The organism is Flavobacterium dankookense (genome assembly GCF_004362665.1).
Classification (GTDB): domain Bacteria; phylum Bacteroidota; class Bacteroidia; order Flavobacteriales; family Flavobacteriaceae; genus Flavobacterium; species Flavobacterium dankookense.
On record NZ_SNXR01000012.1, the window covers coordinates 111,203 to 126,159 of the forward strand.

The following is a 14,957-nucleotide window of genomic DNA, read 5'->3' on the forward strand; positions in this document are numbered from 1 at the left end:
TAAAACGTATGCAATTTTTGTAACAAACGATTAACTTTGCGGTAAAATCAATTTCGATACTGAAATAAATTCAGCAAACTATGTCAAGAATATTAACCGGAGTACAAAGTACAGGAACGCCACATTTAGGAAATTTATTAGGAGCAATTATTCCAGCCATTGAGTTATCAAAAGACGAAAAGAACGAAACTTTTCTTTTTATCGCCGATTTGCATTCGATTACTCAAATTAAAGATGGCGAAACGCTTCGAGCAAATACTTACAGTGTTGCGGCAACATGGCTTGCTTGTGGTTTGGATGTAAACAAAGTGGTTTTCTATCGCCAAAGCGACGTAGCACAAACGGCTGAATTATCTTGGTATTTGAGCTGTTTTTTCCCATTTCAACGCTTGACTTTAGCACATTCTTTTAAAGATAAAGCCGATAGATTAGCCGATGTCAATGCGGGATTGTTTTCCTATCCAATGTTGATGGCTGCGGATATTTTGTTGTATGATATCGATTTTGTTCCAGTTGGAAAAGACCAAATGCAACACATTGAAATTACTCGTGATGTTGCTTCAAAATTCAACAATCAAATGGGTGAAACTTTTGTACTTCCCGAAGGAAAAGTACAAGAAGAAACCATGTACATTCCTGGCACAGATGGACACAAAATGAGTAAATCTCGTGGTAATATCATCAACATTTTCCTAGATGACAAAGCATTGCGTAAGCAAATCATGAGCATTGAAACTGATAGTACACCGCTTGAAGAACCGAAAAATCCAGATACGTGCAAAATTTTTGCGATTTATAAATTAGTTGCAACTACTGAACAAATTGCCGAAATGAAGTTAAAATACCAAAATGTTAATCGTGATTTTGGTTATGGTCATGCGAAACAAGCCTTGTTTGAACTTATCGTGGAACGTTTTAAAACCGAAAGAGAAAAATACAATTACTATATTAACAATCTAGATGAAGTGGATCAACTTTTAAAAGAAGGCGCCAAAAAAGCTTCAATTGTAGCTGATGGGGTTTTGAATAAAGTTAGAGAAAAATTGGGGTTTGAAAAAGCTAAATAGCCTCAAATAATTTTCCAGGCAAAGGTCTAATCACACCTTTCAATTCCATATTCAGCAATATTGAAGAAATTTTAAATATTGGAAATTCACAATCGAGAGCAATTACATCCAGTAGTTGCTTTCCGTTTTTTTGGAGATAATCATAAATTTTTTGCTCATCATTATCTAAAGAAACAAAAAGTTGTTTTTGTATTGTTTTGGCATTATTTGAAGTTGTTGATTGCTCCAATTCCCAATTTAAAATATAAGCCAAATCTGCCGCTGAAGTCATTAAGTTGGCTCGTTGAGTTTTTATCAAATCATTACATCCTTGACTTAACTTATCTGTCGTTCTTCCAGGAACAGCAAAAACATCTCGATTATAATCATTTGCCAAGTTAGCCGTAATTAATGAACCTCCTTTTTCAGCACTTTCAATTACGATTGTGGCTTCACTCATTCCGGCAACAATTCTATTACGACGGACAAAATTTTCTTTATCCGGATTAGAACTACTCCAAAATTCGGTTAAAAAACCTCCATTTTGTTCCATTTTAGCTACATACTTTTTATGTGTTTTGGGATAAATTTGATTCAATCCATGTGCTAAAACACCAACCGTTTGAAGGTTGTTTTCCATAGCTGCTTGATGCGCAACAATATCAACACCATAAGCAAATCCACTGACAATGACTGGATTGAAAACGGCTAAATCTTCTATAAGTTTTTTGCAAAATTCAGTACCATAGGAAGTGATTTGTCTTGTTCCAACAATGCTAATCATCCTGCGATTTTGGAAATCCAAATTGCCCGACGCAAATAATACTATTGGACCATCGATACAGTGTTTTAACCTGTCAGGATAGTTGTAATCTTTGTAATAAAGACAATCAATCTTCTCATTTTGGATAAATCCAACTTCTTCTTCCGCTTTTGTGAGTACTGTTTTATCTTTAAGATTTTTAATCAAAATATCACCAACACCATCGATGCTTTTGAGATGTGATGGCTTTGCATCAAATACTTCTTTGGCAGAACCACAGTGATTAATGAGTTTTTTGGCAACAACATCGCCAACACCTTCTACTTTTTGCAAAGCCAACACATAATGTAAATCTTCTAAAACCATCCTTATTATTTGTGGGGCAATTTATACAATTTTTTATTGCGATTGTTAATAAATTCTGTGAATATTTTTTTGCCAAAAGCATTGTTTATCTAAATTTGTTGCCATGAAGATTGAACAATATATTTCCCAATTACTTTACCGTTATCAATGCGTTACCGTTCCGGGTTTTGGTGCTTTTTTGACCGAAAACCAATCGGCACGAATAGATGAAAATACAAATTCGTTTTTTCCTCCTTCCAAATTGATTTCATTCAATCCTTATATTAAAAATAACGACGGATTGCTTGCTAATCATTTGGCGCAAGCAGAAAAAATATCATACGAAGTTGCTATCACTATCATTCAAAACGAAGTGACGGTTTGGAAAGAGAAAATTCAAGAAATTGGACAATTTTCAATCAAAAACATTGGTGGATTTCGTTTAAATTCTGAAAAAAATATTGTTTTCATTCCTGCTGAACAAATCAATTATTTGAAAGAATCGTTCGGATTGAGTAATTATATCTCGCCGTCAGTTCAAAGAGAAACACTTCGTGAAGTGTATAAAGAACAAGCGGAAGCCATAGAAGAAATTGTACCGATTGCTATTACTCCAGAAAGAAGAAATAATAAAAATTGGTTAAAATATGCCGCTGTATTTTTACTAACAGCTGGAATTTCTGGTGTTGTAGGCTTTAAACTTTATGAAAATTACGAAAACCGAATTGCACAAGAAACGCTTTTGGTTGAAACTAATGTTCAGAAAAAGGTAAATCAAAAAATACAAGAAGCAACTTTTTTTATTGAAAATCCTTTACCAAGTGTGACTTTAACAGTTCCATCAAGCGAAGAAAAACAACCTTATCATGTTGTTGCTGGTGCTTTTAGAATTGAAAATAATGCCGAAAACGCTTATAAAACGTTGTTGCGATTAGGATTTAAAGCAAAAAGATTACCGCCTAATAAACATGGTTTACATCCGGTTCTTTATGGAAGTTTTTCGTCTTACTCTGAAGCACATAATGCTATGAAAGACATCAAAAAGCTGGACAACAAAGATGCTTGGTTGCTTATTGAAGAATTATAAAATATATCCTGAGAAATCAGGATTTTTTATTTGCAGTAATTACCTTTGCAAAAAAAGTATGAGCCCAAAACATCCTTCAGAATCGTTGACGATCTTAACCGATTTGGTTTTGCCAAGTGAAACCAATCCTTTGAACAATTTATTTGGTGGCGAATTATTAGCTAGAATGGACAGAGCTGCAAGCATTGCTGCAAGAAGACATTCGCGCAGAATTACGGTTACTGCCTCTGTAAATCACGTGGCGTTTAACAAATCAATTCCTTTGGGAAGTGTGGTTACCGTTGAAGCCAAAGTTTCTCGCGCTTTTACATCATCAATGGAAATCTATCTAGATGTTTGGATAGAAGATAGAGAATCAGGAATTAGAACGAAAGCTAATGAAGCCATTTATACTTTTGTTGCCGTTAACGAAACGGGGAATCCTGTTCCTGTGCCGCAACTTATTCCTGAAACCGAAGAAGAAAAAGCACGATTTGATGCTGCTTTGCGCAGAAAACAATTGAGTTTGGTTTTAGCGGGGAAAATGAATCCTCACGATGCTACTGAATTGAAAGCATTGTTTGTATAATTAAAAAGTCCCAATTAAAATCGGGACTTTTTTTTTATCTAGCAGACAACCAAAGTTTCGGGTTGAAATAGGTTGTGTTTTGAGAAATAATGAATTTCAGAATTGTTCTTCCATCACCATCGGTTCTAATTCTTCCAAGAGTTTGTTTTATAGACACTTTATCACCTGCTTGAACAGAAACGGTACTTAAGTTTTGATATACCGTAAAAAAGTCTCCATGTTTTACAACGACTGCTTTCTTTAGTGGCGTTAATACTTGGACTTGTGTTACTTCTCCAGCAAAAACAGCTCTTGCGTTTGAACCACTATCGGTTGTGATTTCAATTCCACTGTTGTGAACTGTTAGCGATTTGAAAACAGGATGTGGCTGATCACCATAACCAAGGGTAATAGCACCATTTTCAACTGGCCAAGGCAATCTGCCTTTATTGGATTTAAAATTATCTGAAACAATTTTACCTTCTGGAGTTAAGACAATTTTAGTTGAAGATTCTATTGCTTTTTTCTCAGCTGCTGTTGTTTTTGGATTTGATTTCAAGTTGGCAGCAGCAGTTTTCTTGTTCGCTGCAGCAATCGCATCACGTATCAATTTCTTGATTTGTGCATCAATTTTTTTGGTTTCGGCTTGTTTTTTCTTGATTTCTGCCGAAATCTTTCCTTTTTCTTTTTGTATTTGTTTGGCTAATTTTTCTTGTTCTTTTCTTTCTTTCTCTAGTTCTATTTTTTCCTTTTCATTTTCAGCAATTAGCTTTTCTTTTTCACTTTTCTGTGCACCAATTTTCTCGTTGTAAGCAATTAATTGAGTTGACTTTTGCTTGATTTCTTCGCCTTGCATTTTTCGATAACTCGCATATTGCTTCATGTATTGTGCTCGTTTGTAGGCTTGAAGAAAATTTTCTGAAGATAACAAAAACATGGCGCGACTTTGTTCTGAACGGCTTTTGTAGGATTTGCGAATCATCTCGGCATAATCTTCTCTAAGCTGAACTAAATCTCTATTTAACTGGTTTATTTTAAGCTGATTGGTATAAATATCATCACTTAATAACTTGGTTTGTTTTTCAGTAGTTCGGATGAGTTTTTCTTTTAAACCAATTTTTTCTTTTTGAATTAGCAATTGGCTTACTACTGATTTCTCTTTGCTTTTAACAGACTTCAAAAGTTCTTGTTTCTCTTGAATTTCTTGTTGAATTTTTAATTTTCGTTCCTCGAGTTGTTCTTGCGTTGGCGGTTGACTCCACAAAAGTGAAGTGAAACAAAAGAATAATAAACTTAAAACGTATTTTGACATAGTATTGTTTTAAAAAGCAAATCTAATTAATTGAAATTCTCTCATAACCATCAGGAACATTATAAGGGAATGATAATTCCTCATTTACTTTGATGGATTTATATTCAACTTCGATGGCTGTTTTTCCTTTTTTTTGTATTGCAAATATATTCAAACTAGATGGTAAAATCAATGTAGAAATATCTTGAAAACTTGGATAAATTACCGTTAGTGTCCTTTCTTTTTCTGGCTGATTTACTTCTTGTTTTTTTAATAAAAACCGTTCTGATTCAAATGAAAAACTCTTTTCGTTTTTAGAATTAAGCGTTGATAGTTTGTATAATTTTTCTACTATTTCTGCTTTATATTTTTCATTTTCTAAATTATCCATGGCTTGACCTAAAAGCATGTTTTGCACTTTTTGATAATCTAATTCTGTTCCAAGCCATTGACTTAACGACTCGTAATTTCCTTCAAAATAGCTGCCGTTTATGACTTCATAGTACATCACTTCCTCTGGCGTAATTAATGCTTTTGCCATTGTAATTCCCAAAAAACGAATGCTTACTAGAATTTTTTCGTCTTTTTTTATTCGAATATCAGCCGAAACGTTTTGCGTTTGTTTAGCATCTTCATATCTAGCCGATGATTTTATGTATAACGTTTTAAAATCTAATTTATTGTTATAATGACTTTGAATTATTGACTCAGCACTCAAAACATCGTCTGCCTTTCCTTCAGCAAGCACCGCTTTTGACTTACAAGAAATCATAAATAAAAACAGAAGAACAACTGGAGCAATTTTCTTTATCATTATTTTTTTTGCTTTTTTATTAAATCGTTTGCTTTAGAAAAATAGGTTTCTTTTTTCTTCATATCGCCTAATCTGTTGAACGCTTCACCGAGTTGAACATAAAAATTAATTTCAAGTGATTCATCATTTACAACAAAGTCCAAACCGGTTTCTAATGCGTCTTTTGCTTTTTTATAATTTGGTAATTGATTGTTAGCCAAACCTAAGTAATAATAAAATTCTGGTTGCGTTGGATAAAACTGAGTTAATTCTTCTGCTCTTTTAGCAACATTTTCAAATTGCGATAACTCTACATTGGTTTGAAGTAAAAGCACCTGACTTTCAATATCTTCGGATGTAGTTTTTAGATGCATTTCAAAGTATTTTTGGGCTTTATCCCATTGTTTTTTTGAATAATAAAATTTTGCAATTTCTTTTGAAACTCTAACCTCTTTGTCATCACTAAAATAGCTAATTGCTTTATCCAAATCATTCTCAAATTGAGGATTCGTTTTGGTGAAAATCAAAAATTCGTTCAAAATTCTATGTTTTATTCTAGAGTCTATTTTTCTACTCGATAGTACAATGTTCATTGCTTTTACAGCTTTTTCACCTTCATTATTATTCAAATGAAACTTAAATAAACTTACTTGTGCCCAATCGGAAGTTGGAATTTCTTTTTCTAATTTTTGAGCAATTTCCAATGCTTTTTCTTCCTGATTACTTTGCGAATACATATAAATCAGTTCAATATAATTGGACTCTTCTTTTGGGAATTTTTTAATTTGATCTAAAAGATTGTTTTTTTCAGCACTTTGATATTTGGCATCCTTCAGAATATCCGCTTTGTATAAATCTCGCTTGTCTGATTTACCAACTTTTTCGTTTAACTCGTTTATAAGTTCTAACGCTTTGTCATGCTGTTGCGTATTCATATAAAGTGAAACCAAATCTTCTTTATAATCTTCTTTGAATTCTATTAATTTTTCAACGATTATAATTGCTTGATTGTAATCTTTCGTTTCATAGCAAACGTCATACATTCCAACCCAAGCCCAACGATTTTGTGGTTCAATTTTGGTTACTTTTTCGAAATTATCATAGGCTTGTTTATAGTTTCTTTGGGCTAAATAATTTTTGCCTAATTCGAAAAAAACAACCGGATTATTAGGTTCTAAAGTCAAGCATTTTTCTAAAGAAAGAATAGCTTTGTCATAGTTTTCAATTCCTTTTTGTTTTAGCGACTCATAATAATTGTCTTGAAACTCACTAGAAACCGCAGCAACATCTTCGGGTTCGGTTTGAGCCAAAAGCGTGTTTGGAATAAAAATTATTCCTAAAAGAAAACTATAAAAAAGACTTTTTTTCATTAATTATTTTTATTCTAAAACGGAATAATCTCCGATGCTGATGCTTTTGAAACTACCATCAAAAGTAGCGTGATTTCCAATCATAGCATTGTCTAAATTGGCGTTTTTGATGTTAGAATGCGTTTGCACCAAACTGTTTTTTATTGTACTATTAACAACGTGACAACCTTTTCCAAGGGAAACATTTGGTCCAACGGTTGCATTTATTAAAACTACATCTTCTCCAATATAACACGGTGGAATAATCGTTGAATTTTCTAACTTCACATCATAATCTACCAAATGTTCTCCATCATTATGTAAAAAGCCTAACATTCTGTTGTTTGTGTCAACTGTAACGTCTTTGTTTCCGCAATCCATCCATTCATCTACTTTTCCTGGTACAAATTTCATGCCTTTTTGCATCATTTGCTTAATTCCGTCGTTAATTTGGTATTCGCCACCGTGAATAATGTTATTATCCAAAACAGCTTGTAACTCATTTTTCAAAACCGCAACGTCTTTAAAATAGTAAATTCCTATGACAGCTAAATCAGAAACGAATTCTTTTGGTTTTTCAACTAATTCGATTATTTCTCCATTAGCATTTAGGTTTACTACACCAAAAGCTTCGGGTTGATCAACTTGTTTTACCCAAATAACGCTATCGGCTGATGTATCTAAATCGAAATCGGCACGAATTAATGTATCCGCATAAGCGATAACTGCTGAACCGCTTAACGAATCTTTGGCGCACATAATAGCATGACCAGTTCCTAAAGCTTCATTTTGATAATAAATGGTTCCTTTTGCTCCTAATTTTTGAGCGATGGCAACTAATTCTTCTTCCACTTTTTTGCCAAAACTTTCGTGAATGATAAACGCAACTTCTTCAATCGGTTGATTTAAAACACCTGCGATATCTTCAACCAAACGGTGAACGATTGGTTTTCCTGCAATTGGAATTAATGGTTTTGGAATTGTTAATGTGTGTGGTCTTAATCTGGAACCACGACCAGCCATTGGTACTATTATTTTCATTTTTTTGTCATTGCGAGGAACGAAGTAATCTCATCCTCAAATTAGTTTTATTTTTTTACTGTAAAGTTTTTAACCACAAAGTTCACAAAGATTTACGTAAAGTTCACAAGGGTTTTATTTTTTTCTTATCACTCCTCACAAAACTTCGGGATGAAAACTGCTTACTACTTCACTCCTGTGCTTCCAAATCCGCCTTCACCACGAGATGTTTCGGTTAATTCTTGAACTTCTATCCATTCGGCGCGTTCGTGTTTGGCGATGATTAGTTGTGCTATTCGTTCCCCGTTTTCGATAACGAAATCTTCTTGGGATAAATTTACTAAAATCACGCCAATTTCGCCACGATAATCGGCATCGACTGTTCCTGGTGAATTGAGAACGGTAATTCCTTTTTTGGCAGCTAAACCACTTCTTGGACGAACTTGTGCTTCATAACCGATTGGCAATTCAATGAAAAGTCCTGTTTTTACAATGGTTCTTTCTAGTGATTTCAAGGTTATTGGTTCTTGAATATTGGCGCGTAAATCCATTCCTGCTGAGGCAATGGTTTCGTAATTGGGTAAATCGTGGTTTGATTTATTGATGATTTTTATGGTCATTCTTGCAATTGCTAAATTATAAGTTGCTAAGATAATAAGGTTTTTAGTTTTTGGGGAATTTTTTAGCGTTTTAGTATCTAGCCGTGATGGGAATGGAAATCCTTTTTTATGAAAGCTTTTAGATTTTCTTAAGCTAAAAAAGCGACCAAAGGAAGCTCTTTTTAGTATTAGAAAATCTTAGCTTTGAATAAAAAGATTACTTCACAGAAAATAATTTTAATTGGTGTTCAGTGAACCTTGTTTGAAATGTACAGCGCGATTGGCTTCTGAACTATTTTCTTTTTAGAATTCGTAAAAGTGTTGCTTTTTCGTTGTGGTAAATAAAGTATAAAAATAGTGAAAGCAACAGTATTTTAACAACATAATTTTCTCTTAAAATGGGAATGTAGAACGAAATTGCGGAAAAGAAAACTGTAATTCCTAGATATTTCAAAATAACATTCATTTCGTAGGGAATTGGATATTTTTTTTGTCCCATTTGATAGGAAATAATCATCATGGTTCCATAAGCCGCAATGGTTGCAATGGCTGAACCGATATAGCTGTATTTTTGGATTAGGATGAAGTTTAAAGCTAAAGTTACTATGGCGCCAACAATGGAGATGTATGCGCCGATTTTGGTTTTGTCCATCAATTTGTACCAAACGGATAAATTGGTATAAATTCCGAGGAAAAAATTGGCCAAAACGATTAGCGGAACGACTTCTAATGCGTACCAATATTCAGGCTTTGGAACTAAAATATATTTTAATACATCGACAAAAACGATAACAAACAAGCATATGAACGAACCAAAAATGACAAAATATTTGGTTATAGTTGCATAGGTTTGTGGTGCGTTTTCATTGTTAGCATAGCTAAAAAAGAACGGTTCAATGCCCAGTGTATAGGCTGTTCGGAATAAGACCATGAACATTCCAATCTTATAACAAGCCGAATAAGCACCTATATCTGACTTTGAAACGCCTAATTTTTCCAATAGGATTTTATCTAAATGTTCGTTGATGGCAAAAGCAATTCCGGCAATTAAAATTGGGAAAGCATAGCGGAACATTTTTTTCCATAAAACGGAATCAAACTTCCAGCTTATGCTGAAATAATCGGGAGAAAGAATGATAAAGGTTACTAAACTTGAAATTAAACCAGCAACAAAAACATAGCCAACTTCAAAATTTTCGTAGTACAACATTTTTAACCAGGAATAGTTTGGATTTTGAACCCATTTTGGTAAAAAAATCAAAAAGAAAACGTTGAGTAGAAGATTTATGGTGACATTAAATATTTTAATGATGGCATATTGCATTGGTCTTTTTTCGGCTCTTAATCGCGAAAACGGAATAATAACCAACGCATCCAAAACCAATATCCATATCGCATAAGTGATGTTTTCAATGTTGATATTGGTCCAATCGGCTACGGTTTTTCGGAAAAGTAAACCAATGAATAAAAACGCAATCGAAGACCAAAACAACGAAACCATCGCAGTTGAAATGACGGATTTCTTATTTTCTTCTTTGTTGTAAAACCTAAAAAAAGCAGTTTCCATTCCATAAGCAAGAATGACATTGAAAAAAACCAAATAAGCGAAAATCAATGCTACATCGCCATTCGCAGCTCTATCGGGTAAATATTTTACAAATAAAGGATTGAGAATAAAACTAATTATCCTTGGTAAAACCGTTGCTAATCCGTAGATAGCCGTTTGTTTGAAAAGCGATTTAGATAAACTCAAAGTGTGTTATAATAGAAAGAACAAAAATAGGTATTAAATTGAATGAAAGATTAAAAGATTAAAATTGTTGGAGGTTTTTAAATGAGATTATACTTTTTTAAATGCAAGAAAATAAGAACTAGAATAAGAAATATTAACATAAAATAAAATCTCAGCGTTGTCATTTTCTCATAAATGTTGTCATCATAATTCACAAAAGGCTTTTTATATTTTACATGATAGTAAATGAGCCCAATTAATATTAAAACACAAATAATTAATCCTATAGTTGCCATTTAATTTTTAAAATTCTTTTTACATTTTATTATTACAATTATTTAATAGTCTTCAAAGTATTATTTATGGTTCTAATCTCCGCTTCTTACTTTAAAACAAATCTAACAAAAAAAAGAGCCAACAAATGTTGGCTCTTTTTATATTTTTAAAACTACCGTTTTCTTATCCTTTCAAAGCTTCGCATTTTTAGGATTTGAAAAACTACCGTTTTTCTTATCCTTTCAAAGCTTCTGCTCCACCAACGATTTCTAAAATTTCATTAGTAATTGCCGCTTGACGTGCTTTATTATAAGTCAATTTTAATTGGTTTCTCAATTCAGTAGCGTTATCAGTTGCTTTGTGCATAGCAGTCATTCGAGCACCATGTTCAGAAGCAAAAGAATCTCTGATTGATTTATACAACTGTGTTTTTAACGATTTTGGAATTAACGTTAATACAATTTCTTCTTTTGAAGGCTCAAAAATATAATCTCCAGCAGAAACAGGTTTATCTGATTTTACAGGAGCTAAAGGTAAAAACTGCTCAGTTTGAACAATTTGTGTCGCAGCATTTTTGAATTGATTGTAAACAATTTCAATTTTATCGTATTCGCCAGAAGTAAACTTTTTTGTTAATACTTCGGCGATTTCGGCAACATTATCAAAAGTCAAGTTGTCAAATACTTCGCTTTTGTTTTCAATAACCGTATTTGCTTTTCTGAAAGCATCGTTTCCTTTTTTACCAATAGCAAAAAAATCTACTTGTTTCCCAGCATAACTATCAGCAACAATTTTTGATTGTTTGATTACATTTGAATTAAATGCACCACACAAACCACGGTTTGAAGTGATTACCACAACTAAGACTTTATTTACTTCACGCTGTGCTGTAAATTGTCCGCCTGCATCACCTTCAAGAGTTGCGCTAACACTTTGTAATAATTCCGTTAATTTTTCGGCATAAGGACGCATTGCTGTAATCGCATCTTGTGCTTTTTTCAACTTTGCTGCAGAAACCATTTTCATCGCCGATGTAATCTGCATCGTTGACTGAACGGAAGTAATTCTATTACGGATTTCCTTTAAGTTTGCCATTTTTTATAAATTGTATATTGTAAAAATTTGTATAATGTATACTGTATCTGATTTTCACATACTACAGTATACAATTATACAATATACTTTTTTTAGTTATATTTCGCTCCTATTTCTTTAGCTGCTTTTTCTAAAACGTCAGTAATGTTATCGTCTAACTTACCTGCTTTTAAAGCATTTAAAGTATCTCTGTGCTTATTGTTTAAGTAATCGATATAATCTCTTTCGAATTCTTTTACTTTATTTACAGGAACATTTCTCAACAAGTTTTTAGAACCAGCATAGATAATTGCTACTTGGTCTTCTACTGTATAAGGATCGTTTACGGCTTGTTTCAAGATTTCAACGTTTCTCTTTCCTTTTTCGATTACGTTTAAAGTAACGGCATCAAGGTCAGAACCAAATTTAGCAAACGCTTCCAATTCACGGAATTGAGCTTGGTCTAATTTTAATGTTCCAGAAACTTTTTTCATCGATTTAATTTGAGCATTTCCTCCAACACGTGAAACCGAAATACCTACGTTAATTGCTGGACGAACTCCAGAGTTAAACAAATCTCCATCAAGGAAAATCTGTCCGTCAGTAATCGAAATTACGTTAGTTGGAATATATGCAGAAACGTCACCTGCTTGTGTTTCGATAATTGGTAAAGCTGTTAAAGAACCGCCACCTTTTACGATTGGTTTCAATGAATCTGGTAAATCATTCATGTTTCTTGCAATATCGTCATCAGCAATCACTTTACAAGCTCTCTCTAATAAACGAGAGTGAAGATAGAAAACGTCTCCAGGATAAGCTTCACGTCCTGGTGGTCTTCTTAATAAAAGAGAAACCTCACGGTAAGCTACTGCTTGTTTTGATAAATCATCATAGATAATTAAAGCTGGACGACCAGAGTCGCGGAAATATTCTCCAATTGCAGCTCCAGCCATTGGCGCATAAACTTGCATTGGCGCTGGATCCGAGGCATTAGCAGCAACAATTGTTGTATAAGCCATTGCTCCTTTTTCTTCTAATGTTTTTGCAATTCCTGCAACAGTTGACGCTTTTTGTCCAATTGCTACATAGATACAAAATACAGGTTGACCTGCATCGTAGAATTCTTTTTGGTTTAAGATAGTATCGATACAAACTGTTGTTTTACCTGTTTGACGGTCACCAATCACTAACTCACGTTGTCCACGTCCAACAGGAATCATTGCGTCGATTGACTTAATACCTGTTTGTAATGGTTCTGTTACTGGTTGACGGAAGATAACTCCAGGAGCTTTTCTTTCTAATGGCATTTCATATAAATCACCACCAATTGGACCTTTACCGTCGATTGGGTTACCTAATGTATCAACAACACGACCAACAATTCCTTCACCTACTTTTAATGAAGCAATACGTTGTGTTCTTTTTACAGTTGAACCTTCTCTAATTCCAGTTGATGGTCCTAAAAGTACAACACCAACGTTGTCTTCTTCTAAGTTCAATACGATAGCTTCCAATCCGTTTTCGAATTGTACTAACTCACCATATTGTGCATTTGATAAACCATAAACACGAGCGATACCATCACCTACTTGAAGTACTGATCCAACTTCTTCTAAAGTTGCACCAGATTGAAATCCTTCTAATTGTTTTTTTAATATTGCTGAAATTTCAGCAGCTTTAATTTCCGCCATTTTGATATATCTTTAATGGTATTAATTACTAAATTCTCTTCTTAGTTCTTGTAATCTGTTTGCAACAGACGCATTATATTGATTGTCACCGATTCTCAAAATAAATCCACCAATAATTGATGAATCTACTATGTTTTCGATAGTTATCTTTTTGTTTGAAATGGTGGCAATCTTTGCCAATACTTTGCTTTCTAAATCTGCAGTGATTGGGAAAGCCGTTGTTACTTTGGCAACTTGAACACCATTCATTTCGTCAAATAACAAATTGAATTGTGAAGCAATTGCTGCTAAAATTTCAAATCTTTTGTTTTCTTGTAGCAATCTGAAAAGTGATTTCGTTTCTGGTTGAACAGCAGCAAATACTTCTGATAAAGCGCTCATTTTCAATTCTGAAGAAATGATTGGGCTTGACAAAAATTCACTCAATTCAGCACTTCCAGCAACCGAAGCAACGATTGACAACATATCATCGTTTACTTTAACTGTATTTCCGCTTGAAACCGCAGTTTCTAAAATTGCTTTCGCATATCTAATCGCAGCTCTTGACATAACGATTAATTTAATTTTACATCACCCAACATTTTCTCAACCAATTTGGTTTGAGCTTCTTTGTTAGATAATTCATCTTTTAATAATTTTTCAGCAATGTCTAATGATAAAGTCGAAACTTGAGCTTTTAATTCAGCCAAAGCTGCATTTTTCTCACTTTCGATTGAAGCTTTTGCTTGCTCAATCATTTTTTGACCAGCAGTTTGCGCTTCCGTTTTAGCATCGTTAATCATTTTCTCTTTGATTTCACGAGCTTCTTTCATCATAGTATCACGCTCTAATCTTGCTTCAGCTAATAATTTCTCATTATCTGACTTAAGATTTTGCATTTCTTTCTTAGCATTTTCAGCAGAAAGTAATGCGTTTTTAATTCCTTCTTCTCTTTCGTTTACCGCATCAAGAATTGGTTTCCAAGCGAATTTTTTCAATAAGAAAATCAACGCAACGAAGATGACAAGCATCCAGAAAAATAAGCCAAGTGAAAATTGTTCTAATAATTTTTCCATTATATATAAATTCTGTTTTAGAAATTTTTTTTTAAAAACAACAGTTACAACCAACCGTTGCAACTGTTGTTAATTTTTTTAGATTAAGATGCGAATAACGCAGCGAAACCAATACCTTCAATCAAAGCAGCAGCAATAAGCATAGCTGTTTGGATTTTTCCAGATGCTTCTGGTTGACGAGCAATAGCGTCCATAGCTGAACCACCAATTTTACCGATACCTAAACCAGCACCAATAACGATCAAACCTGCTCCTACAATAGTTGGAATTTGCATAATGTATATATATT

The 14,957-nt window shown here is 33.4% G+C and carries 15 protein-coding genes; 3 read left to right on the forward strand and 12 right to left on the reverse strand.

All coding sequences use genetic code 11. The features are described from left to right. The first annotated feature begins 80 nt into the window (after positions 1-80). The gene (gene trpS, locus BC748_RS04545; protein ID WP_133532287.1) at positions 81-1,067 is read left to right on the forward strand and encodes a tryptophan--tRNA ligase; all 987 of its coding nucleotides are present in this window, start codon (positions 81-83) and stop codon (positions 1,065-1,067) included. On the opposite strand, the gene dprA is transcribed toward trpS, so the two are convergent. Continuing rightward, positions 1,060-2,175 carry a DNA-processing protein DprA gene (gene dprA, locus BC748_RS04550; RefSeq protein ID WP_133532288.1) on the reverse strand — a complete coding sequence of 372 codons (1,116 nt, stop codon included), beginning with the start codon at positions 2,173-2,175 and terminating at the stop codon, positions 1,060-1,062. The two genes, trpS and dprA, sit on opposite strands and share 8 nt — an antisense overlap. Positions 2,176-2,278: 103 nt before the next feature. Between dprA and BC748_RS04555 the strand changes: the two genes are divergently transcribed. Together BC748_RS04555 and BC748_RS04560 are read left to right on the forward strand one after the other, a co-directional pair. Next, on the forward strand, positions 2,279-3,241 hold the full coding sequence (locus BC748_RS04555; RefSeq protein WP_133532289.1) for an HU domain-containing protein: 963 nt from the start codon (positions 2,279-2,281) through the stop codon (positions 3,239-3,241). Positions 3,242-3,299: 58 nt separating this feature from the next. Then, positions 3,300-3,809, forward strand: a complete 510-nt coding sequence (locus tag BC748_RS04560) for an acyl-CoA thioesterase (RefSeq protein ID WP_133532290.1) — start codon at positions 3,300-3,302, stop codon at positions 3,807-3,809. 34 nt (positions 3,810-3,843) lie between these two features. On the opposite strand, the gene BC748_RS04565 is transcribed toward BC748_RS04560, so the two are convergent. The 11 genes from BC748_RS04565 to atpE form a co-directional block, all read right to left on the reverse strand. After that, positions 3,844-5,100 carry a murein hydrolase activator EnvC family protein gene (locus BC748_RS04565; RefSeq protein ID WP_133532291.1) on the reverse strand — a complete coding sequence of 419 codons (1,257 nt, stop codon included), beginning with the start codon at positions 5,098-5,100 and terminating at the stop codon, positions 3,844-3,846. 22 nt (positions 5,101-5,122) lie between these two features. Further along, the gene (gene lolB1 / locus BC748_RS04570; RefSeq protein ID WP_342772702.1) at positions 5,123-5,893 is read right to left on the reverse strand and encodes a lipoprotein insertase outer membrane protein LolB1; all 771 of its coding nucleotides are present in this window, start codon (positions 5,891-5,893) and stop codon (positions 5,123-5,125) included. Next, a complete protein-coding gene (locus BC748_RS04575) occupies positions 5,893-7,242 on the reverse strand; it encodes a tetratricopeptide repeat protein (RefSeq protein WP_133532292.1) in 1,350 nt (449 codons plus the stop codon). Before BC748_RS04575 ends, lolB1 begins: the two co-directional genes overlap by 1 nt. A gap of 9 nt (positions 7,243-7,251) precedes the next feature. Next, a complete protein-coding gene (locus BC748_RS04580) occupies positions 7,252-8,262 on the reverse strand; it encodes a sugar phosphate nucleotidyltransferase (protein WP_133532293.1) in 1,011 nt (336 codons plus the stop codon). A gap of 164 nt (positions 8,263-8,426) precedes the next feature. Beyond that, the gene (gene dut, locus BC748_RS04585; RefSeq protein ID WP_133532294.1) at positions 8,427-8,861 is read right to left on the reverse strand and encodes a dUTP diphosphatase; all 435 of its coding nucleotides are present in this window, start codon (positions 8,859-8,861) and stop codon (positions 8,427-8,429) included. 271 nt (positions 8,862-9,132) lie between these two features. After that, positions 9,133-10,593, reverse strand: coding sequence for a lipopolysaccharide biosynthesis protein (locus tag BC748_RS04590; protein ID WP_133532295.1), 1,461 nt, complete (start codon positions 10,591-10,593; stop codon positions 9,133-9,135). Between the two features lie 489 nt (positions 10,594-11,082). Beyond that, complete coding sequence (gene atpG, locus BC748_RS04595) at positions 11,083-11,943, reverse strand: ATP synthase F1 subunit gamma (protein WP_133532296.1); 861 nt, start codon at positions 11,941-11,943, stop codon at positions 11,083-11,085. A 92-nt stretch (positions 11,944-12,035) separates the two neighbouring features. Continuing rightward, a complete protein-coding gene (gene atpA, locus BC748_RS04600; protein WP_133532297.1) occupies positions 12,036-13,613 on the reverse strand; it encodes a F0F1 ATP synthase subunit alpha in 1,578 nt (525 codons plus the stop codon). Positions 13,614-13,634: 21 nt separating this feature from the next. After that, positions 13,635-14,168 carry an ATP synthase F1 subunit delta gene (gene atpH / locus BC748_RS04605; protein ID WP_133532298.1) on the reverse strand — a complete coding sequence of 178 codons (534 nt, stop codon included), beginning with the start codon at positions 14,166-14,168 and terminating at the stop codon, positions 13,635-13,637. Next, positions 14,168-14,668 carry a F0F1 ATP synthase subunit B gene (locus BC748_RS04610; RefSeq protein ID WP_133532299.1) on the reverse strand — a complete coding sequence of 167 codons (501 nt, stop codon included), beginning with the start codon at positions 14,666-14,668 and terminating at the stop codon, positions 14,168-14,170. Before BC748_RS04610 ends, atpH begins: the two co-directional genes overlap by 1 nt. 83 nt (positions 14,669-14,751) lie before the next feature. After that, on the reverse strand, positions 14,752-14,943 hold the full coding sequence (atpE, locus tag BC748_RS04615; protein ID WP_078212011.1) for an ATP synthase F0 subunit C: 192 nt from the start codon (positions 14,941-14,943) through the stop codon (positions 14,752-14,754). Positions 14,944-14,957 lie beyond the last annotated feature (14 nt).